A 17,668-nucleotide genomic window follows, 5' to 3' on the forward strand; every position below is an offset into this window, starting at 1 on the left:
GCCTCACCGCTCGCGGAAGGCTTCGTCGAGATTCTCGGCCACGGGCGCGACGAGATACTGGAGCACGGTCCGCCCGGCGGTCGGCAGGATGACGGAGGCCTCCATGCCCGCCGAAAGCTTGCCGCGGATTTCCTCCGGCACGTCGTCGCGCCCGACCGAGACCTCGATCGAGAAATAGGGCGGAATGGCCGGATTGGCTTCCGCGATGGCGTCGCGCGAGACGTAGCGCAGCGTACCCGGGATCATCTCGCGCTTGTACTTCATCAGCGCGCCGAGATTGATCTTGGCCGCCATCCCCTCCTTCACGCGGTCGATGTCGGAGGGCGTAATCTTGCCCTTCACGACGAAGCGGTCGGAATCGGGCACGATGTCGAGAATGGGCTCGCTCGGCCGGATCACGCCGCCGACGGTGAAGATGCGCATCTGCTGCACCGTGCCGGAGGCGGGCGAGCGGATGGCCGAGCGGGCAAGCATGTCGAGCGCGACCTGCCGCTCCTGGCGGAACTGCGAGATCTGCTTGCCCAGTTCCACCAGCGCGTTCGAGGCCTCTTGCCGATAGTCGCGCCGCAGGGCCTCGCGGCGCTGCTTCAGCTCGCCGATCTTGTCGGCGGCCTTCTGCGCATCGTTGCGCGATTTGGAGGCGACGCTCTCGAACTGCACCTTCTGGCGCTCCAGCGCCGTCACGCGGCTCATCGGCACCAGCCCCTTGGCGAGCAGCGGGCGGACCGATTTCAGCTCCTTCATCACGGTGGCGAGCTGCGCGCTGGCCGAAGCCTCGTCGAGGCGCGTCTGCTCGATGTCGTTGCGGATCTGCTTCTCCTGCGTGTCGAGAAGCTCGATCGAGCTCTTCAGCACGAGCTTGCGGATTTCGAACTCGCGGTGATTGTCGTCGATCTCGTTGCCCTCGCCGGGGCCGAGCAGGCTCTTCACCTCGTCGGAGACGACCATGTAATCGACGAGGTCGCGCTGGGCGACGAGGCGCGCTTCGGTGGCGAGCGCGGTGGCCAGCGATTTGGAGACGGCGGTCGCAGAGGCCTCGAAGCGCGTCGTGTCGAGGCGCACCAGCGTCTGCCCCTCCTCCACCCGGTCGCCGTCGCGCACCAGGATTTCCGAGACGATGCCGCCCTCCAGATGCTGCACGGTCTTGCGGTTGGCCTCCATCGAGAACGTGCCCTGCACCACGACGGCGGAATCGATATGGGCGAAGGCCGCCCAGGTTCCGCCGACGCCGACGGAGAGGAAGAGCACGAGAAAGCCCAGACGCAGCGAAGCCCGCCAGTCTGTGGCGGGCTCGGGCGCGGCGGCAAGGGCGGGGAGCGCGAGGGTCACGTTCCGTAACCCTTGTTGTGCGTGAGATCGAGGATCGGCGGCGGCGCGGCGGCGGTCTCTCCGCGAAAGCGCGGCAGGCGGTTGAAGATCTGCTCGCGCGTGCCGAGCGCCTGGACCGCGCCCTCATTGAGAACGAGGATGTCGTCGCAGAAGCCGAGAAGGCTGACGCGATGGGAGACGACGATGACGGCCGTGCCCTTGTCGCGCAGCGAGCGCAGCGTGCGGCCGAGCATCTGTTCGGCGCCGGCGTCGAGATTGGAGTTGGGCTCGTCGAGCACGACGAGCTTGGGCGCCCCGTAGACCGCGCGCGCCAAGGCCAGCCGCTGGCGCTGGCCGCCCGAGAGGATGTGCCCGCCCATGCCGAGCCGCGTCGAGTAGCCGTTGGGAAGGCCGCGGATGATGTCGTGGATCGCCGCCTCCTCGACGGCGGCCAGAATCGTCTCGCTGGAGGCGTTCGGATCGAAGCGAGAGATGTTCTCGGCCACCGTTCCCGGCAGGAACTCCACGTCCTGCGGCACGTAGCCGACGAAGCGGCCGAGATCGTCCTGGCCCCAGTGGGAGAGGTCCTGCTCGCCGAAGACGATCGTGCCGCGCCGCGCCTTCCAGATGCCGACGAGAAGCCGCGTCAGGCACGACTTGCCGGCGCCGCTGGGACCCACGATGCCCATGATGCGGCCAGGATGGAGCACGAAGGAGACGTCCTGGATGACCGGCTTCTCCAGCCCCTGCGGCCCGCCGACGAGGCGGGTGACGACGAGCGGCCCGGTCGGCATGGGAAGCTGCAGATGGCGCGGCGCGCCCTCGACGGCCCGCAGCAGCACGTCCAGCCGGCGCGCCGCGAGCACGAAGGACTGGATCTGGCTCCAGTTGTTAATGAGATATTGCAGCGGCCCCTGCGCGCGCATCATCAGCATGAGGATGACGAAGAGCACGCTGATGTGGATCTGTCCCTCCAGGAAGAGGAACCCGCCGAGGCCGTAGACGATGATCATCTGCCCGTTCTGCAGCATGCGCGGCACGAGGCCGATGCGCGCGGCGCGCGTCTGGGCCGCGTGCCGCCAGCCGAGGCCGTCGCGGTGCATCTGGTACCAGCGGTCGGTCAGCCAGGGCAGCATGCCCATGGCGCGCAGCGTCTCGGAATTGCGCGAGACCGCCAGCGCGAACTCGTTCGCCTCGCCGTCGCAGCGCTGCGCCGCCTTCAGCGACCCGGTCACGGCGTAGTGCGTGGCGACCGACATGGCGGCGGAAAGGCCGAGCAGGCCGAGGATGAGGAAGCCGAAGGGCGCCGAGATCACGAACATGGCGACGACGAAGATCGGCGACCAGAAGGCGTCGATCAGCGCCGAGAGCGAGGGCCCGCCGAGAAAGCGCCGCGTCGTCTGGAGATCGGACAGGGCCTGCGCGGCCGTGCCGCCGCCCACGCTGCCCTTGTCGCGGTTGAACGCGTCGAAGCAGATCCGCGTCAGGCGCTGGTCGATGACCGTCCCCATCCGGTCGAGCACCTGCGAGCGGATGCTTTCGAGCAGCGTGTAGGTGACGGTCAGAACCGTGGCGATGACGATGAGGGCGGTCAGCGTCGATGCGTTGCGGCTGGTGCCCACGCGCTCGATGATGCCCATCGGAACGAGGGACATCGCCATGAAGAGAAAGGGGAAGAAGAAGCCGAAGGCGAAGAGCGCGGCATAGCCGGCCGAAAAGCCGCGCACGATGGCGAGCAGCGGCGAGGAGAGGACGGGGTTCACGACCGGCCCCCCGCAAGCACCCGCGGGCCGTTTCCCTTGGAAACGACACCGATCAGGGCACGTCGACCCGTCGGTCGCGGCACTCGGGGCATGGAGATGAACACGGCGATCGTGGTTCTTCTTCTCGCATCTCGGCCCTGCGACGTCACACCGCCTCAGGGTCTTTCACGAGAAACATGCCACATCCGTCTAAAGCTTTACCTAAGCTCCGGACCAGCTTTCCCTGGAGTCACATCCGAGGCCTTGGAAAGGACTCTCGAATGTCTGCTTCGGGGAACATCTCCAGCTTCGTGTCCAGGCGAGACATCCGCGATGTCTGCGGCAGCCGGATGTCGAGGCCTGCTCGCCCTTGGTGTCAGGCGTGAAGAACGGGAGCGGCCGAGAAGACCAGAGGCGGCAGGGAGGCTGCGGCGAGCGCGATGGCGTAGCGCGTGCGCAGTTCCTCGACATGAAGGCCGGCATCGTCGAGCATGAGGGCCAGATAGTCGAAGCCGCCGCGGCCGCAGGTGGAGCGCACGCCTGCCGCGACCGTTTCCTCGGCGAATTTCGCCGCGTCCGTCTCGGCAAGACCGAGGCGCCCCGCGATCCAGAGGCCGGCATCGCGATCGACCTTGGCGCGGCTGTGGAAGGAGCGCTCCTCGGTCAGAAGAAAGCTGCGTTCCGCCATGTCGGTGCGGTGCTGGATCGACTTCATCTGCGTCTCCTGAAACAAGATCTGTTGGACGAGACGGAGCATGCAACCATCAGCTGAAGATGACGCGAACTTGATCGATAGAATTGTTCCAATCCCTAGAGAAACCCGGCCGCGCCATGTCCGGTGAGATTGCGCGGCAAGGCAGGCCTCGGCCCGGACGGCGCCGCACCGCCGCGCTGCTGCAGGGCGCCCTCATCTCGACGCTCGGCGCCGCGCCGGCCCTCGCCGCCGGTCCGCTCGTGATCGCGCTCGCGGGCGAGGAGCGCGTCCTCATCGACCACGACCGCGACGCCTGCGAGGCCTGGGACATACCGGACACGCCGACGCGAGCCTATCGCGACGAGAAAGGGCTCGTTCACCTCTTCCAGACCCATCACCGCAACCGTGCCTCCATCGGCCCGAGCCTCGACGCGCTTCGCCACCGCTGCGACGTGGTCTTCGAGGGCGACGAGCGGGGCGACCCCGCATCCTTCGACAATCAGAGCTGGATCGCCGCGACGCACACGCTGGACGGGCGGACCGTCCATGCCATCGTCCACGACGAGTTCCGCGGCCATCGCAGCGGCGTCTGCGGACCCGGCGAAGCCTCCGCCTGCTGGTACAACGGGCTGACGGCGGCGGTCTCGACGGATGGCGGTGCCAGCTTCCGGGCCGCCGAGCCGCATCTCGTCGCCGCCCTGCCTTTCACGGCGGAGGAGACGCGCGGGCATCACGCCGGCTATTTCGAGCCGACCAACATCCTCGGCTTCGACGGCGCCTTCTACATGATGGCGAACGTCGTCTCTCCGCCGCCGCAGAAGCCGGGCAACTGCCTTTTGCGCAGCGAGAACCTCGCCGATGCCGGCGCCTGGCGCGGCTGGCGCGACGGGGCCTTCACGACGCGCTTTCGCAATCCCTACGGCCCGGAGAGGATCGCGCCGGACACGCAGCTCTGCGATCCCGTCGCGCCCGCCGCCCTGCCCTGGCCGGTGACGAGCCTGACGCGCTTTGCAAAGACCGGCACGTTCATCGCCACGATGAAGGGACGCAGACGGGATGACGGGGGCGTCGAGCGGACGGGCATCTACGTCGCGACGAGCCCGGACCTCGTCCGGTGGACGGGCCCGGAGCTTCTTCTGGAGGCGCCGATCTTCGGCGCCTGCGAGCCGGCCGAGCCGATCGCCTATCCCGCGCTGATCGACCCCGAGAGCACCGACCGCAATTTCGGAACGGTCGGCGGGACCGCGCTCCTGACCTATGTCCGTGCAAGGCCGGACGGCTGCGACCTCGGGCCGGACCGGGACGTCGCGATGCGCCCGGTCACGATCCGGGAGCGCTGATCCATCACATGCGTGATTTCACGCCGTTCTTCTCGATGAAGGCCTTCATCCGGTCGTAGCGCTCGGGGAAGAGCGACTGGAAGCGATCGAAACGCTCGGGCGCCAGGGCCTGCGCCAGCGTCTGTCGCTCGAAGGCTTCGGGGCTGAAGATCGGAAGGTCGAAGGTCTCGGCCAGCTCGCGCGAGCGCGTGTCGTAGGAGAAGAGCACGCCGGGCACGCCGACCGCCACCGCCGGCAGGACCGCATGGACGCGGTAGCCGAGAGCGGCGTCGAACTGGGGCGCGTAGACGTCGTAGTCGCCGGGCGCGCCGACATAGTAGAGGCGGTTCTCGTAGAGCTTGGTCAGCGTGGCGCCCGTCACCTCGTCGAACCAGCCCTCCGCCACGAGCTTGGCGCGGGCGGCTTCCATGTGGCGGGGCGCGCGGAAGAAGAAGGCCTTCTCCTCCGGCTCGCCATGGCAGGAGAGGTAGAGGTCGGAAACGAGGTTCAGCTTGGCGATGATGCGCTTCTGCGTCGCCGCGAAGGCGACGGGATCGACCGCATAGGTCGAGCCGATCTCGCGGCGGAGCGAGAAGGTCACGCGCTTGGGGCCGCCCGGCGTGTGGCGCAGCTTCATTTCGCGGTCGAGCCCGCGGAACATGGACGGGCAGCCGACGATCTCGACATTGTGAATGCCGTTGCGGTGCAGCGTCTCGGCGCTGAAGGCGCCGCGGACGCCGATCGAGGGCGTGCGGTCGGAAATCGCCTGCCAGACGCGCCGGTTCTCGGTCGGCAGAAGGATCGGACGCTCCTTCTCGGCTTGCGCGCCGACGCCAATGCAGAGCACCGGCATGTCGAGCGCCTCGATCCAGGCGAGGAAATGGCCCCAATCCATGTCCTCGTGGATGTAGTTGGAACCGCGCAGCAGGATGAAGTCGCAATTGGCCTTGATCGTCTCGACGGCCGCGTCGGTCACGGGCTCATCGATATTGACCTCGGTGCCGGCCGAGTAGTTCACGAGTTGCAGCGTCGAATCGTAAACGCAGATATCGCCGGTGTTGTAGTAGCGCTCCAGCGTGGATTGGAAGGTGGACTCGAACCAGACGGCCCGGTGATTGCCGATCCGCCGGCCCGAATATTTGACGAGAGCTGCGCGCATGGTCCTGAAGACGCCTTTTATGCCACCGGGGCGTGGGCCCACCCGAAAGCCGGTCGAGACGATCGGAATTTAATCCAAGTGTATGAATTAACGCTTGCGGCGCGGCCCCTAACCCAGCGGCCAGGCCCCGGGCTCGACGCATGCCCCCTGCCCGGCCGGCGCCGACGCTGGCGCCAGCGCCGGTGCGCCGGGCTCGATCCTCAGAATGCGCATCATCTCGGGCAGGCAGACCGTGCGCGTGTCGAAGCGCTCCACCGCCGTCTGCCGGGCCGCGATGCCGAGCGGGGCGAAGCGGGCGCGGTCGGCCAGCACTTCGGCGACCGCCTCGGCCAGCCTGTCCGGCTGATGAAAGGGCACGAGCACGCCGTTCACCCCGGTCTCGACGACCTCGCGCACGGGCTGCGTGTCGGAGGCGACCAGCACGCAGCCCGTCGCCATGGCTTCCAGACACGACCAGGAGAGGACGAAGGGATAGGTCAGATAGACATGCGCCGAGGAGACCTTCAGAACGTCGAGATAGGCCTCGTAGGCGAGCGGCCCCAGAAAGTGGACGCGGGAGAGATCGATCTCGCCAGCCACCTCGTCGAAGAAGATCTGGTGCCAGGTCTTTCCCGGCGGCGGCCGCTGCCCGTAGGAAACGCCGAAGCCCCCGACGATCAGGATGCGCGCCATCGGCCGAGCCTTCATCAGCGCGGGCAGCGCGCGCATGAAGACGTGATAGCCGCGCAGGGGCTCCAGATTGCGCGCGACGAAGGTCACGACCTCGTCGGCGCGGGTGACGGTGATGCCGTTCTCCAGCCGGCAGACCGCCTCCGCGTCCGGCGCGACCAAAGCGGTGTCGACGCCTTCGTGGACGACGTGGATCTTGTGCGCGAATTCCGGCGGAAAGGTCGATTTCTGCCAGTTCGTCGGCGCGATCGCGAGGTCTGCATCGGCGAGCGCGAGAAGGTTGGTCGCGTTGCGCGCGTTCAGCCCCACGAGGCCGTCGACCCCGAAACCGGGAAACTCGGGGTCGAAGTTCACGTCGGAATGCTGCGCGCGGTAGAAATACTCGCAGTAATGGATGATGCGCGCCTCCGGCCAGACCGCGCGCAGCGGCATGGCCTCGCCCCAGCCGCCATGGGCGACGATCACGTCCGGGCGAAACCCGTTGGCCGAGAGCATGGAGGCGACGTAGAGCGCCTGTTCCGCCCGCCGGCATTCCAGGTCGAAGCGCCGCGCGAAGGCATGCGTCTCTGGCGACTGCACGGGCTGGAAGCTGTAGCGGTGGAGCGAGACGCCCCGCGGCGCCGCCGCGCCCTCCGCCCCGATCGCGCGAACCTCGTTGGCGGGGTCCTTGGCCAGAAGCCGCGCCAGATGCCGGAACTGGGCGGGGAAGTTGTTGTGGACGAAGAGGACCTTCATGCCGGGACCGGCTGCGGCGCGGGCACCGGAGCGAGGAGATCGGCCTGCGCCGTCGCCGCGAAGGCGGGCGCAAGCGCCTCGATGGCGCAGTTTGGCATGAGGCAGAGCGCCCAGAGATCGAGCCGCCCCTTCGCCAGCCGCACCTCGGCAAAGCCCGCCTCCAGAACGACCCGCGCCAGCCGCGTCACGGTGAAGCCGGTGCGGTGCGCCATGAACCCGTGGCCGGCCGCGATCGAGGCGCCGTGGCCGAAGAGCATGTCGAGCGGCGTGACGGGGCCTGCGGGCGAGACATAGGCGACGGCGTCGAGACCCTTCTCCAGAACGAGCGCCGCGACGGCCTCGACATCGGGACAGGTGATCAGCGCGAAGCCGTCCCCCTTCAGCACCCGCCGGAATTCGGCGAGCGCCGTCGGCACCTCGTGGGCGTGCAGATGCTCGATATTGTGCGACGACCAGATCGCGTCGATGCTGCCATCGGCGACGGCATCGCCCATGTCGGTCATGCTGCCGATAATGTCGGGCTCGACGGCGGGATCGATATCGAGGCGCAGCTCGCGCCAGTCCGCTCCCCGAAAGGCCGGATGCAGCTTTTCCGGCCGCGCCGGTCCGCTGCCGATATTAAGGACGGTTCGGTGCATCGCGGCTCGGCTCGTCGGCATCGGTGGAGCTTTCGGCGACCCGGTCAGGCGACCGCCCGCTCGGGAACGGTCGTAGCGGCTTCATCTTGCGCGAGCGGTTCGCCCGGCCCTTCAGGGAGAAGGCCGAGCCCCTCCATATCCGTCATGTCGAAGAGATCGCTCCCGTCGAGCGCGAAGTTCATCGTCTCCAGATTGGCGAGCACGAAGTCCATCGGATCGGCCTGCGGCGCGGGTGCGGCAGCGCCCGGCCGCTGCGGCGCCTCGGCGGCGGGCTGCGGCAGGCGGTCGATCGAGAGATGGCGGCGCGAGAAGAGAAGGGCGTTGGCAAGGTCGAGGGCCAGGAAACTCTCGTGGGCGAGCGCCCCGATCGTGCCCTGGTCGAGCGCGCCGAAGCGCTGGGGATCGACGGTGAAATCGCCGGAGCTGCGGTCGTCCATCCCGCGCAAAGGGGTCAGCACGCCTGCGATCGTCAGGAGATCGAGCGCCCGCGACAGGCGCGCGCCGCCGGTGCGCATCATCAACAGCGTGTTGCGGATCGCGGACAGTTCCGGCCCGAGCTGCCCGCTCTCGGGATCGGAGCAGATCGCGACGCCCGTCTCGCCGAGCAGCCGGCTGGCCACGAGCACGTCGAGATCGTCGATCGGCCGGGGCCCGGCCGTCTTGGCGAGGAGGAACGGAAAGGTGCGCAGCGCGATCGGCATGTAGCCGCCGCGCCAGCGCCCGGCCTCGTCCACGAGTTTTCGCGCCAGATAGCCCGGATGCATCAAGACGCCGAGCCGGGGCTCGCCGCCGAGGACCCGGACGGAGAGCGGCAGGTGATGGGCGGAGAGCAGATATTCCGTGTCGTTCAGCGGCATCCAGCCCATGGCGCCGGCAAAACCGTAATGATCCGGCGCGCGGCAGCGCGCGGCGGCGAAGCGCGAAAGGGGCTGAAGCCCGCTCATGCCGCGGCCTGCGGCTTGGCCATCGCGGCGACGGCGGCCTGGGCCGCCTGAAGCAGCGCGCCCGCCCGGAAGAGCGAGAGCCGGTGATGGCCGAAGAGACGCGCCGCGCCGACGCCGAACTCGGAAAGGATCGGCGAGAGCGCGGGCGTGTCGAAGCTCTTCGGCGCAACGATCCAGAGATCGAGGATCTCGCAAGCCCGGCCGTGGCCGAGATCGAAGCGCAGCGGCCAGGGCTCGAAGAGCCCGCGCGTCTCGACCGCCCGGCCGATCGCGGCGGTCCGCTCCGTGTCCCATTCGTAGAGTTCGAGCGCGCGAAGCCGAAGCTCGGTGCCGCGGGACAGGCGCCCGTCCGCACCGGTGATCGAGGCCCCCGCGTCGGTCGGCTCGTCGGGCACGGCGACATCCACCATGCGCTTGCCGGCCCCGCTGCCGCCGCCCGAAAGGAAGGGATAGGCCTGGAAGACGAGCGGCAGCAGCGACAGGACGCGCTCCGTGCCCGGCGCATAGCCCGCCCCGTTCGGCAGAAGCGTGCGCAGGGTCACGAGTTCGGGCCCGTCCTCGCCGCGCCGCCAGACGATCGGAAAGCTGCCCGCCAGCCGCTCGGCCTCGGCCGCCACGATCGGCACGATCTGCGTCTGGCGCGGCAGCGGATAGGCGAAGGGCGAGTAGATGCGCGCCGTCATCAGTTCGCCCGTCAGCGCGTGCGGGTCCTCGGCCAGAAGCGGGCTCATGGCGCGGGCCGCCTCGGCACGAAGACGGTGAAGCCCGACCGCGCCTCCTCGAGGAACGTGTGGGCCGCATCGAGATCGAGCATCAGAAGATGGCGCTCCCCGAAGCCGTACTCGACCCCGCCGACGGCCCGCCCGCCCGTCCCTTCGAGATGCGAGCCCTCCGCCACGTTCACATGCAGCCGCGTGCGCGCCCAGAGCCCGACGATGGGCGGCACGAAGGGGAAGGCCGCGCGCGTCTCCCGGCGGATCGCGGCGAGATCGGCGGGCTTGGCCTCCTCGACGATCTCGATCTCGATCGGCTGCATCAGGTAGAGTTCCAGCTCCTCCCCCGCGACGAGCGCCACCGCCTCGGCCAACTCGGCCGGCGTACGCGCGCGCCCGTCGAGCCGCAGCGCCTGCACATGCGCGCCGAACTCGCCGAGCGTTCTGAGCGCTTCGTACTGCGCCCGGTCCAGCCAGCCGCGCTGGTGCATGAAGGCGAGCGCGACCGGGTCGCGCCCCTGCCGTCTCCGGTCCTCGCCGACACTGTCGCGCGGCACGAGGCGGGCATCGGACTGCTTCAGCTGCAGCGAGCTGCCGTCGAGGCGCACGTCCAGCGTGCGCGGATCGTGCCAGGGCTCCAGCGCCACGGGAAAGCCGAAGCCGACGACGCCGTCGCCGAGGCCGGCATCGAGAAGGTCCTGCCGGAAGCGCTCGACCGGTCCGCCGCCGACGCACTGGTCGTCGACGAAGGCGAGCACGGTCTGCCCGGTCAGCGCCAGCTTCTCGCAGAAGATCCAGCCCTCGACGCGCCCTCGCGAGACGAAGTCGATATGGCCCCGGATCATGCCGGAACCGCGTCCCGCGCGGCCGCGCGGTCCCCCGTTCCCGCGATCGACAGCGCGAAGAAGGCCGCGTAGCGCCGGGCCATGTCGCTGGCCGTCGTCACGTTCGGAATGCCGGCGCGAAGACGGGCGGCGTTCTCGGGATAGGAGGCCAGACGCATGGCGCGCAGGAGATCGGACGCATCTCCGAGCTTGAAATGCAGGCCGGACACGCCGTCCGGCACCTTCTCCGCCATGCCGCCGATGCCCGTGCAGATCACGGGCGCGCCGACCGAATAGGCCTCCTGGATCACGACCGGCGAGTTCTCCCACCATTTGGAGGGGATCAGCACGTAGTCGCACTCGCCCATCAGCCGGTGCACGGCGGCGTTCGCATAGGGGCCGGCATAGGTGAGGAACGGATGGGCCTTCAGCGATTCCTCGAAGCGCTTGGTGAAGGCCTCGGACTGGCCGATCATATTGCCGTGGATGCGCAGGCGCACGGTGCGCGCGAGCTCCGGGTCCTTCGCCACGAGATCGGCGGCGTCGAGAAGAACGTCGACGCCCTTGAACGGGTTGATCTGCCCGAAGAAGCCGAAGGTCCAGGCCCCGCCGGATTTGGCCGCGCGCGGATCGTGCGCGGGCATGGAGAGAAGGCCGTTCTCGATGACCGTCGTGCGCTCGGCCGGCAGGCCCCAGTCGATGAAGCGCTCGGCGAGAAAGCGGCTCGGCGAGACGAAGCCGTCGAAATCGCCGAAGCCGCTCAGCATGGTTTCCTTGCGCAGGCTGAACTGCGTTCGCATGTGCTCGGGAAAGCAGGAGACGCAGTTCTCGTTGGTCGCGCGCTCGCAGAGGCTCTGTGTCTGGCGCGTGATCATCTGCCCGTGGTTCTGGCAGATGCCGAGGAACTCGTGGATCGTCAGGAAGGAGCGCATGCCGGGCAGCTCGCTGGCGGCGCGCAGCGCGTTCAGCCCGAGATTGAAGAAATGGTGGAAGTTGACGAGCCCGACGCGCTCGCCCTCCAGGATGCGCAGGAGCTGTTCGGTCACGGCGCGGGGCGCCAGATGGAAGAAATGGTCGTAGCGCTCGCCCTCGAAGAAGACGGCGAACTCGGTCTCGCTGCCGAGCGCGAGCTTGTGCCGGTCCGAGACGTTGCAGGCGCCGACGAAGATCGCGTCGATCCCGATCTCGCGCAGGCCGCGATAGAGCGAATAGGCCGCGATCTCCGCGCCGCCCTTCGAGACGGAGGGATGGCTGTGCGAGACGATCGCGATGCGCTCGGGCAGAAGGCCCTCGCCGGGCGCGAAGCGGAAGCCGGGATCGTGCGTCATGCTCGCGCCTCCGTTTCGAAGAGGCGAAGGAGATCCTCGTCCAGAATGTCGGCAAGGCGCGAGGCGCGCGGGCGCTCCGTGCGCATGGCCGCGCCCTTCGCCACGCGGTCGCGGCCGGGCGTCCGCGGCAGGCCGCTATCCTTGTAGAGCCCGCGCGAGAGGCGCGGCGCGGAAAGGCTCCATTCGAGAAGGGCCGGCGTCGACCAGCCGAAGGCGGCGGCCGAGAGCGCGCCGTCCACCCGGTCGGGCGCGCCGGCATCGTCGACGATCTCGAACCGGTCGATCGCATGGCCGAGCCGGCCGAGACTGGCCTCGATCGCCGTCCAGCCGGCCGGCGTCGGCACGATCCCGCGTCCGAGATGCACGAAGCGCTCCGCCTTCAGCCGGCTGAGCAGCCCCGGCAGTTCGGCGAGCGCGTCGTTCTCGTGGCCGAGCAGGAAGAGCGAGAGCGGCGCGGTCAGCTCGGCCTTCAGCTCCTCGAAGCGCAGGAGCGCCTCGCTGCGCGCCCGGCCCTGGTCGCAGAGAAGGGCGATGCCGATATCGGCGGGAAAGGCGCTCGCATGGCGCGACAGGCGGTCGAGGCAAAGGTTGAGGTTCGAGACCTCGGCCGGCAGGCGCACGACGACGACGCGCCGCGCCGGCTGAAGCGCCAGCGCCTGCGGCTCGCCCACCCGCTCGGCATTGAGGCGCGCCGCGCTCTTCAGGAAGTCGGGATAGAAGCTCTCGTGGCGAAGCGCGGGAAAGAGGCGCAACACCTCCTCGCCGTCGGCCACCGGGTCCAGCCGGCGCAGGACCTTCGGCTCCACGCGCTGGACGGCCATCGAGCCGTCGTGATGGACGATGCGCAGGAGCGGCGCGCCCGACGCATCCGCGCCCAGCGCCCCGCGCAGCACGGCCGAGAAGCCCGCGCGCGCCACGACGGAGGAAACGCCGCCGAAGACCGGCTGGAGGTCCGGCCGCGGGCGGAAGCCGGTCGCGGCCTCGTCGGCGACGAGTACGCAGTCGCCGATCTTCATGTGGAAGGTCTCGACGCGCTTGGCCGGGCTCACCGCCCAGCCCTCCGCCAGGCAGCCGAAGCCCGGCAGCATCAGGAGCCGGTCGACCCCGCCCTCGGCGGCGATGCCGGCCGCCAGCGCATTGCCGGGCAGCCAGTTCGAGCCCGAATGGAGAAGCGCGGCCATCGCCTCGGCATGGCCGCCGGGCAGCGCCTGCGCCTGCCCGAAGGCGGCCAGAAAGGCGTCGGCCCGCAGGAGCCGCGTCTGCGGCCCGTAGCGCAGGTGATACTGGCCCTGGCGGCCGAGATAGACGAAGCCGTCCTTCATCGCGAGCGGCGGCGCCCAGGCCGTGTCCATCACGCCGATGAAGCCGACCGAGCTCGTCGCGAGGTCCGCCCGCTCGTATTGCAGGAGCGCGATGCCGGAGGGAAACTTCTGGCGGTCGACGACGGCGGCCGGAAAATCCGGCTCGATGCCGCGCTTCATGGAGCCGACGATCCAGACCTGCGATTCCGAGGCGGGATGGACGGCGTCGATCTGCCCGACATCGTGGTCGGAGAGCGGCCGCAGCGGGCGGTCGCGAAGCGCCTCGGCCTGCCCGCGCAGCGCCGCCAGACGCGCCAGCAGCCGGTCGCCCCGGCCCATCTTGTGCTCGGAGGGCGCGCCGGCGCCCAGAACCGCGCTCTGCCATTCCTCCACGAGATCGCCGACGCTTGGCAGGCCGCCCCGCGCCGGGCGCAGCGACACGTCCGAACCCGCGATGCGCACGCCGACCGGAAACGGCCGGCGATGGGCGGAGAGCCGGGCGAGGCGTCCGAAGATGTCCGGGCCGAAGCGGAAGCCGCACCGCGTTTCCTGCCCGAGGGCGCGGTCGATCTCCGGCCGGCGCTCCTCCGTCACGGTGAAGGCGAAGGTCTCGCCGCCGACGGTGAGCTCCAGCTCGACCGGCTCGCCCGGGGCCTCCAGCGAGAGCGCCCAGCCCTCGATGCCGACCAGAGGCTCGAACGTCTGGACAGCGCCGCGCAGCGGCTGGACCCCGTCCATCGACAGGTCCGGCGAAGCGTAGTGCGATGAGACGGCCAGTTGCAGCATGGAAGTGGACGCGCCGTCCGAAAGGATGAGAGTTCGTCGGGGATAGGTGGAAACCGGTTATCCCGGAATGACGAACGACAACGAAAGAGACGAGAGGCCGTCTGGTTCGGACCGAACCTGGCGGTCTCTAGGAAAGGCTCGGGACGGCCGAGATCATGTAGAGGACGCCGCCTTCGGGCAGGAGGATCTCGGCCCGGGCGCGCGCGTCCACGACGACGAAGTTCTCCGGCGAGAGCGCGTAGTCCACGAAGTTCGCGGCGCGCGCGTCCGCATCGGCCGCGTGGTCGCCGATATGCGAGCCCTCGACGACGCGAAGGATGGCGCGCTCCTGCGTATAGGCGGCGAAGATCGGCGCGGCGCCCTCGCCCTTGGTCAGGCGCGCGGCTTCGGCGGCGAACTCGTCGGCGCTGCGAACGCGCTCGACGCTCGTCTGAACCTCGGTCTGGAGATAGGCTTCGAGCAGCGAGGTCGCCACGCCCAGCGGCTTCTCCATGAGCGCGCCGTCGTCGGCGGAGCTGCGGCGAACGAGGCCGCGCTCGTAGACGCCCGTCGACCAGAGAATGCGCAGGAAGTCGAAGTCGCCCTGCGAGATGCGGCCGTGCTTCAGCGCCCATTTCAGCGAGGCGAGGCGCTCGCGAACCTCGGTGCGGCCGAGCTCCTTGCCGGAGGAGGCAGTGGTGGTCACGACCGCGCTCTTCTGGAGCAGCACCGCGTCGGAGCCTTCCAGCTTCACGACCACGGAGCCGATGTCCTGGAGCGGCACGGAGATCGGGAAGGTGAAGCCGAGGTGACCGTCGCCCATGCCGGCATCGGCGAGATCGGGACGAAACATGTTCACGCGGCCGGCCCCGACGCAGGCATCGCCGCGAAAGGCGAGGAGCGTGCGTTCACGGATATTGCCGTCCTCCGAATAGATCCATCCTTGAATCACGTCGTTCGTGACGTGCTCGATGCTTCCCCTGATCATTTCCGGATGTCCTCGTGACGGGCGTTTCACTAAAACTACGTCGGGAACGTTACGCTTCCGTATACGCTAGATGTGACTTCACCCGGCCGAGCACTGTTACGCCGCAATAAAGACGAGAGGCCTCTCGTATCTTCCGCAACGGCGAAAGCGAGAGCGGCGACCGCCTCATAAGGCCGGGCGCCTCCCGGCCTGGATACGCGCCCCGGCGGCAGGCGATGCGGCACCGCACACGCCTCCACCGCGCCCCACCGCGCCTCGGGCAACAGCGTCAACAACGCTTTAAATAAATCTCTAAAGCTCTTTTGTCACTTAAACTGCGATTCATCGTACGGCGCGCTATTGCCTGCAATTATAGGCATTTACTGCATGTAAACTTGCTTTCGATGCTTTTCGGCGGATGATCGGAACAAGATCAAGCGTCGAGGTCAACCGTGAACATAGGCGAACGCAAAGCTGTCCTTTCCGTCGAACGCGGATTGCACATGCTCGCCTATCGCTGGCGGGCGGACCTCGCCTCGCGCTCCGGTCCGGCGCCCGTCGCCGAGATCCGGGTCGCGTCCGGCGAGATCGTCCTGATCGCGGCACCGGGCATGGAAGAGGGCCTCCTGCCCGGCCCCGGCACCGGCCTCGTCCTGCGCGCCGAAACGGCCGGCACGATCGAGGTGACGCTGCGCTCCGCCTTCGAGGGAGGAAGCCTCGTCGCCGATCTCGAACTGAAGAACATCGAGACGCCCCGCCCCGTCGCGGGCGCGGTTCCCGGCGCGCCGCGCACCGAACTGCCGCGCGGCGCCTGCGACTTCTCCGTCACGGCCCATGTCTCGCTTCGCGGCGACCTGACGGCCGCGCGCGGCGACTGGATCTGCGGGCCGGGCGCGCCGGGCCGCATCGAGGGCCTGGAGATCAAGGCGCTCTCCGGCGATCTGCCCGTCGAGGTCCAGGTGGCCTCGGGCGGCCGCCTCAGCGGCTGGACGCCCTGGCTGGCGGCCGGAACCTATGCCGGCTCGCGGGGCAAGGCGTCTCCGCTGATCGGCCTTCGCCTGCGCCTCACGGCGGAGGCTCCGGCCCATCTCGCCCTCAAGGCGGATGCGACCTTCCTCGGCGCGCCGACGCTGACGCGCGTCGGCCGCGAGATCGAACTCTCCGGCGCCTCGCTTCTCGACCCGCTCGTCGGCCTGCGTCTCGACATCGTCGAGGCGGGCGCCGCCGACCTGCCGGCGCCCGCCGTGCCGGTGCTCGTGACCGCGCCGCCGAGCCGCCTTCGCGTCTTCCGCCGCGCGCCGGAAAGCGCCGTGGCCGCGTGAGAACCATCCATCCCCCGACGAGCCCCCGGCTCGCAGCCTTTCACGAGCGGTCACCGCCGGCGCATCCGCGCCGGCTTTGCGAGTTCGGCAAGAGGCGTGCCCTGGTAAAGGCGCGCGATGGCTGAGATCTACACGAGCGCCGAGAGCGCGACGCTGTCCAGCCTCTCGCCGGAAGCCCACGACCACATCAATGCCATCCTCTCCGATCTCGGCCTGTCCGGGACCGGGGACGTCGCCGTTCAGCCGATCGGCGCCGGCGAGGTCGCGGCGGGCGCGGACGACAAGGCGATCGTCGCCGTGCCGGGCACCGGACACGACCCGCTTCTCATCGACGGCGGCAGCCATGGCGCGGCGGTGATCCTGGCCGATAGCGGCGCCGTCACCCTGACGGGCATCGGCGACGACACGGTCTTCGCCAGCGACGGCGGCAATGTCATCACGGCCGGCAGCGGCCATTCCGTCGTTCATGGCGGGCTCGGCGACGACAGCATCTTTGCCGGCTCCTCCGGCGGCGACCACGCGCTCTTCGCAGGCGCCGGCGGCAGCGACACGCTGGTCGCCGGCATCGGCATGGACACGCTCTGGGGCTCTACCGGCGGCCATAGCCTGCTCGTCGGCGGCGCCGAGGGGCACACGGAGATCCATGCCGGCGGCGCGGGCGGCGACACGATCCTCTCCTCCGCCGGAGGCGACACGATCCACGGCGGCGGCGCCAGCATCGATTCCGCCGGCGACCACGCCACCATCTTCACCGTCGGCGATACGATCGCCTCGCACGGCGACCACGCGCTGATCGACGGATCGGCGGCCGCCGGCGGCTCCCATACCGACATCTTCGGCTCGCATGCCACGATCTTCGGCGGATCGGGCGGCGATACGATCACGCTCCACGACACCGCCTCCTTCACCTCCGTCTTCGGCGGGGCGGGCGACGACCACTTCCTGTCCTACGGCCTCACCGACAGCGTCTCGGGCGGCGACGGCTCCGACTATTTCAGCATCGCCGGCTTCGGCACGGGCCACGACACGATTTCGGGCGGCGCCGGCGACGACAGCCTCGTCTTCCAGGACCGCAACCTCGCCGACGCCCATATCACCACCTCGGGCGCGACGACCTTCGTCTCCTTCGACGACGGCTACAGCGCCAGCCTCAGCGGCATCGAGCACCTGCGCTTCAAGGACACGGTCTTCTCCGGCTGAATCCCCTGACAGCATCCGAACCATTCGATCGGATGCTTTA

The 17,668-nt window shown here is 69.1% G+C and carries 15 protein-coding genes; 3 read left to right on the top strand and 12 right to left on the bottom strand.

Annotated elements, in window-relative coordinates; genetic code table 11:
* Positions 1 to 3: 3 nt before the first annotated feature.
* The 3 genes from ASG62_RS04910 to ASG62_RS04920 form a co-directional block, all read right to left on the bottom strand.
* Positions 4 to 1,329 (bottom strand): HlyD family type I secretion periplasmic adaptor subunit, encoded by a 1,326-nt coding sequence (locus ASG62_RS04910; protein ID WP_056699667.1) that lies wholly within the window; start codon positions 1,327 to 1,329, stop codon positions 4 to 6.
* Complete coding sequence (locus ASG62_RS04915) at positions 1,326 to 3,071, bottom strand: type I secretion system permease/ATPase (RefSeq protein WP_056699670.1); 1,746 nt, start codon at positions 3,069 to 3,071, stop codon at positions 1,326 to 1,328. Before ASG62_RS04915 ends, ASG62_RS04910 begins: the two co-directional genes overlap by 4 nt.
* 355 nt (positions 3,072 to 3,426) lie before the next feature.
* The gene (locus ASG62_RS04920) at positions 3,427 to 3,765 is read right to left on the bottom strand and encodes an ATPase inhibitor subunit zeta (protein ID WP_162246064.1); all 339 of its coding nucleotides are present in this window, start codon (positions 3,763 to 3,765) and stop codon (positions 3,427 to 3,429) included.
* 116 nt (positions 3,766 to 3,881) lie between these two features.
* Here ASG62_RS04920 and ASG62_RS04925 point away from each other — a divergent pair, with 116 nt between their 5' ends.
* Positions 3,882 to 5,084 carry a hypothetical protein gene (locus ASG62_RS04925; protein ID WP_056699675.1) on the top strand — a complete coding sequence of 401 codons (1,203 nt, stop codon included), beginning with the start codon at positions 3,882 to 3,884 and terminating at the stop codon, positions 5,082 to 5,084.
* A 4-nt stretch (positions 5,085 to 5,088) separates the two neighbouring features.
* Here the strand turns inward: ASG62_RS04925 and ASG62_RS04930 are convergent, their stop codons facing one another.
* From ASG62_RS04930 to ASG62_RS04970, 9 genes are all read right to left on the bottom strand, one after another.
* On the bottom strand, positions 5,089 to 6,222 hold the full coding sequence (locus tag ASG62_RS04930; RefSeq protein ID WP_056699678.1) for a polysaccharide pyruvyl transferase family protein: 1,134 nt from the start codon (positions 6,220 to 6,222) through the stop codon (positions 5,089 to 5,091).
* A gap of 108 nt (positions 6,223 to 6,330) precedes the next feature.
* A complete protein-coding gene (locus tag ASG62_RS04935; protein ID WP_056699682.1) occupies positions 6,331 to 7,626 on the bottom strand; it encodes a glycosyltransferase in 1,296 nt (431 codons plus the stop codon).
* Positions 7,623 to 8,285 (bottom strand): class I SAM-dependent methyltransferase, encoded by a 663-nt coding sequence (locus ASG62_RS04940; RefSeq protein ID WP_056699686.1) that lies wholly within the window; start codon positions 8,283 to 8,285, stop codon positions 7,623 to 7,625. Before ASG62_RS04940 ends, ASG62_RS04935 begins: the two co-directional genes overlap by 4 nt.
* A gap of 23 nt (positions 8,286 to 8,308) precedes the next feature.
* The gene (locus ASG62_RS04945) at positions 8,309 to 9,208 is read right to left on the bottom strand and encodes a SapC family protein (RefSeq protein WP_056699688.1); all 900 of its coding nucleotides are present in this window, start codon (positions 9,206 to 9,208) and stop codon (positions 8,309 to 8,311) included.
* Entirely contained in the window at positions 9,205 to 9,939 is a 735-nt protein-coding gene (locus ASG62_RS04950) for a SapC family protein (protein ID WP_056699691.1), read from the bottom strand. Before ASG62_RS04950 ends, ASG62_RS04945 begins: the two co-directional genes overlap by 4 nt.
* On the bottom strand, positions 9,936 to 10,766 hold the full coding sequence (locus ASG62_RS04955) for a hypothetical protein (RefSeq protein ID WP_056699695.1): 831 nt from the start codon (positions 10,764 to 10,766) through the stop codon (positions 9,936 to 9,938). Before ASG62_RS04955 ends, ASG62_RS04950 begins: the two co-directional genes overlap by 4 nt.
* Entirely contained in the window at positions 10,763 to 12,073 is a 1,311-nt protein-coding gene (locus tag ASG62_RS04960) for a glycosyltransferase family 4 protein (protein WP_056699697.1), read from the bottom strand. The genes ASG62_RS04955 and ASG62_RS04960 overlap by 4 nt, the downstream gene beginning before the upstream one ends.
* A complete protein-coding gene (locus ASG62_RS04965; protein WP_056699701.1) occupies positions 12,070 to 14,160 on the bottom strand; it encodes a hypothetical protein in 2,091 nt (696 codons plus the stop codon). Before ASG62_RS04965 ends, ASG62_RS04960 begins: the two co-directional genes overlap by 4 nt.
* A gap of 127 nt (positions 14,161 to 14,287) precedes the next feature.
* On the bottom strand, positions 14,288 to 15,127 hold the full coding sequence (locus ASG62_RS04970) for a hypothetical protein (RefSeq protein ID WP_056699704.1): 840 nt from the start codon (positions 15,125 to 15,127) through the stop codon (positions 14,288 to 14,290).
* A 482-nt stretch (positions 15,128 to 15,609) separates the two neighbouring features.
* Here ASG62_RS04970 and ASG62_RS04975 point away from each other — a divergent pair, with 482 nt between their 5' ends.
* Together ASG62_RS04975 and ASG62_RS04980 are read left to right on the top strand one after the other, a co-directional pair.
* The gene (locus ASG62_RS04975) at positions 15,610 to 16,428 is read left to right on the top strand and encodes a hypothetical protein (protein WP_056699706.1); all 819 of its coding nucleotides are present in this window, start codon (positions 15,610 to 15,612) and stop codon (positions 16,426 to 16,428) included.
* A gap of 117 nt (positions 16,429 to 16,545) precedes the next feature.
* A complete protein-coding gene (locus tag ASG62_RS04980; protein WP_056699709.1) occupies positions 16,546 to 17,628 on the top strand; it encodes a calcium-binding protein in 1,083 nt (360 codons plus the stop codon).
* The last annotated feature ends 40 nt before the right edge of the window (positions 17,629 to 17,668 follow it).

Origin of the sequence: Aureimonas sp. Leaf427, from assembly GCF_001425485.1 — a bacterium.
Classification (GTDB): Bacteria; Pseudomonadota; Alphaproteobacteria; order Rhizobiales; family Rhizobiaceae; genus Plantimonas.

Coding starts and splice junctions, on each gene's coding strand:
- ASG62_RS04920 (WP_162246064.1), bottom strand. CDS start 3,765: ATGAAGTCGATCCAGCACCGCACCGACATGGCGGAACGCAGCTTTCTT.
- ASG62_RS04925 (WP_056699675.1), top strand. CDS start 3,882: ATGTCCGGTGAGATTGCGCGGCAAGGCAGGCCTCGGCCCGGACGGCGC.
- ASG62_RS04930 (WP_056699678.1), bottom strand. CDS start 6,222: ATGCGCGCAGCTCTCGTCAAATATTCGGGCCGGCGGATCGGCAATCAC.
- ASG62_RS04935 (WP_056699682.1), bottom strand. CDS start 7,626: ATGAAGGTCCTCTTCGTCCACAACAACTTCCCCGCCCAGTTCCGGCAT.
- ASG62_RS04940 (WP_056699686.1), bottom strand. CDS start 8,285: ATGCCGACGAGCCGAGCCGCGATGCACCGAACCGTCCTTAATATCGGC.
- ASG62_RS04945 (WP_056699688.1), bottom strand. CDS start 9,208: ATGAGCGGGCTTCAGCCCCTTTCGCGCTTCGCCGCCGCGCGCTGCCGC.
- ASG62_RS04950 (WP_056699691.1), bottom strand. CDS start 9,939: ATGAGCCCGCTTCTGGCCGAGGACCCGCACGCGCTGACGGGCGAACTG.
- ASG62_RS04955 (WP_056699695.1), bottom strand. CDS start 10,766: ATGATCCGGGGCCATATCGACTTCGTCTCGCGAGGGCGCGTCGAGGGC.
- ASG62_RS04960 (WP_056699697.1), bottom strand. CDS start 12,073: ATGACGCACGATCCCGGCTTCCGCTTCGCGCCCGGCGAGGGCCTTCTG.
- ASG62_RS04965 (WP_056699701.1), bottom strand. CDS start 14,160: ATGCTGCAACTGGCCGTCTCATCGCACTACGCTTCGCCGGACCTGTCG.
- ASG62_RS04970 (WP_056699704.1), bottom strand. CDS start 15,127: ATGATCAGGGGAAGCATCGAGCACGTCACGAACGACGTGATTCAAGGA.
- ASG62_RS04975 (WP_056699706.1), top strand. CDS start 15,610: ATGCTCGCCTATCGCTGGCGGGCGGACCTCGCCTCGCGCTCCGGTCCG.
- ASG62_RS04980 (WP_056699709.1), top strand. CDS start 16,546: ATGGCTGAGATCTACACGAGCGCCGAGAGCGCGACGCTGTCCAGCCTC.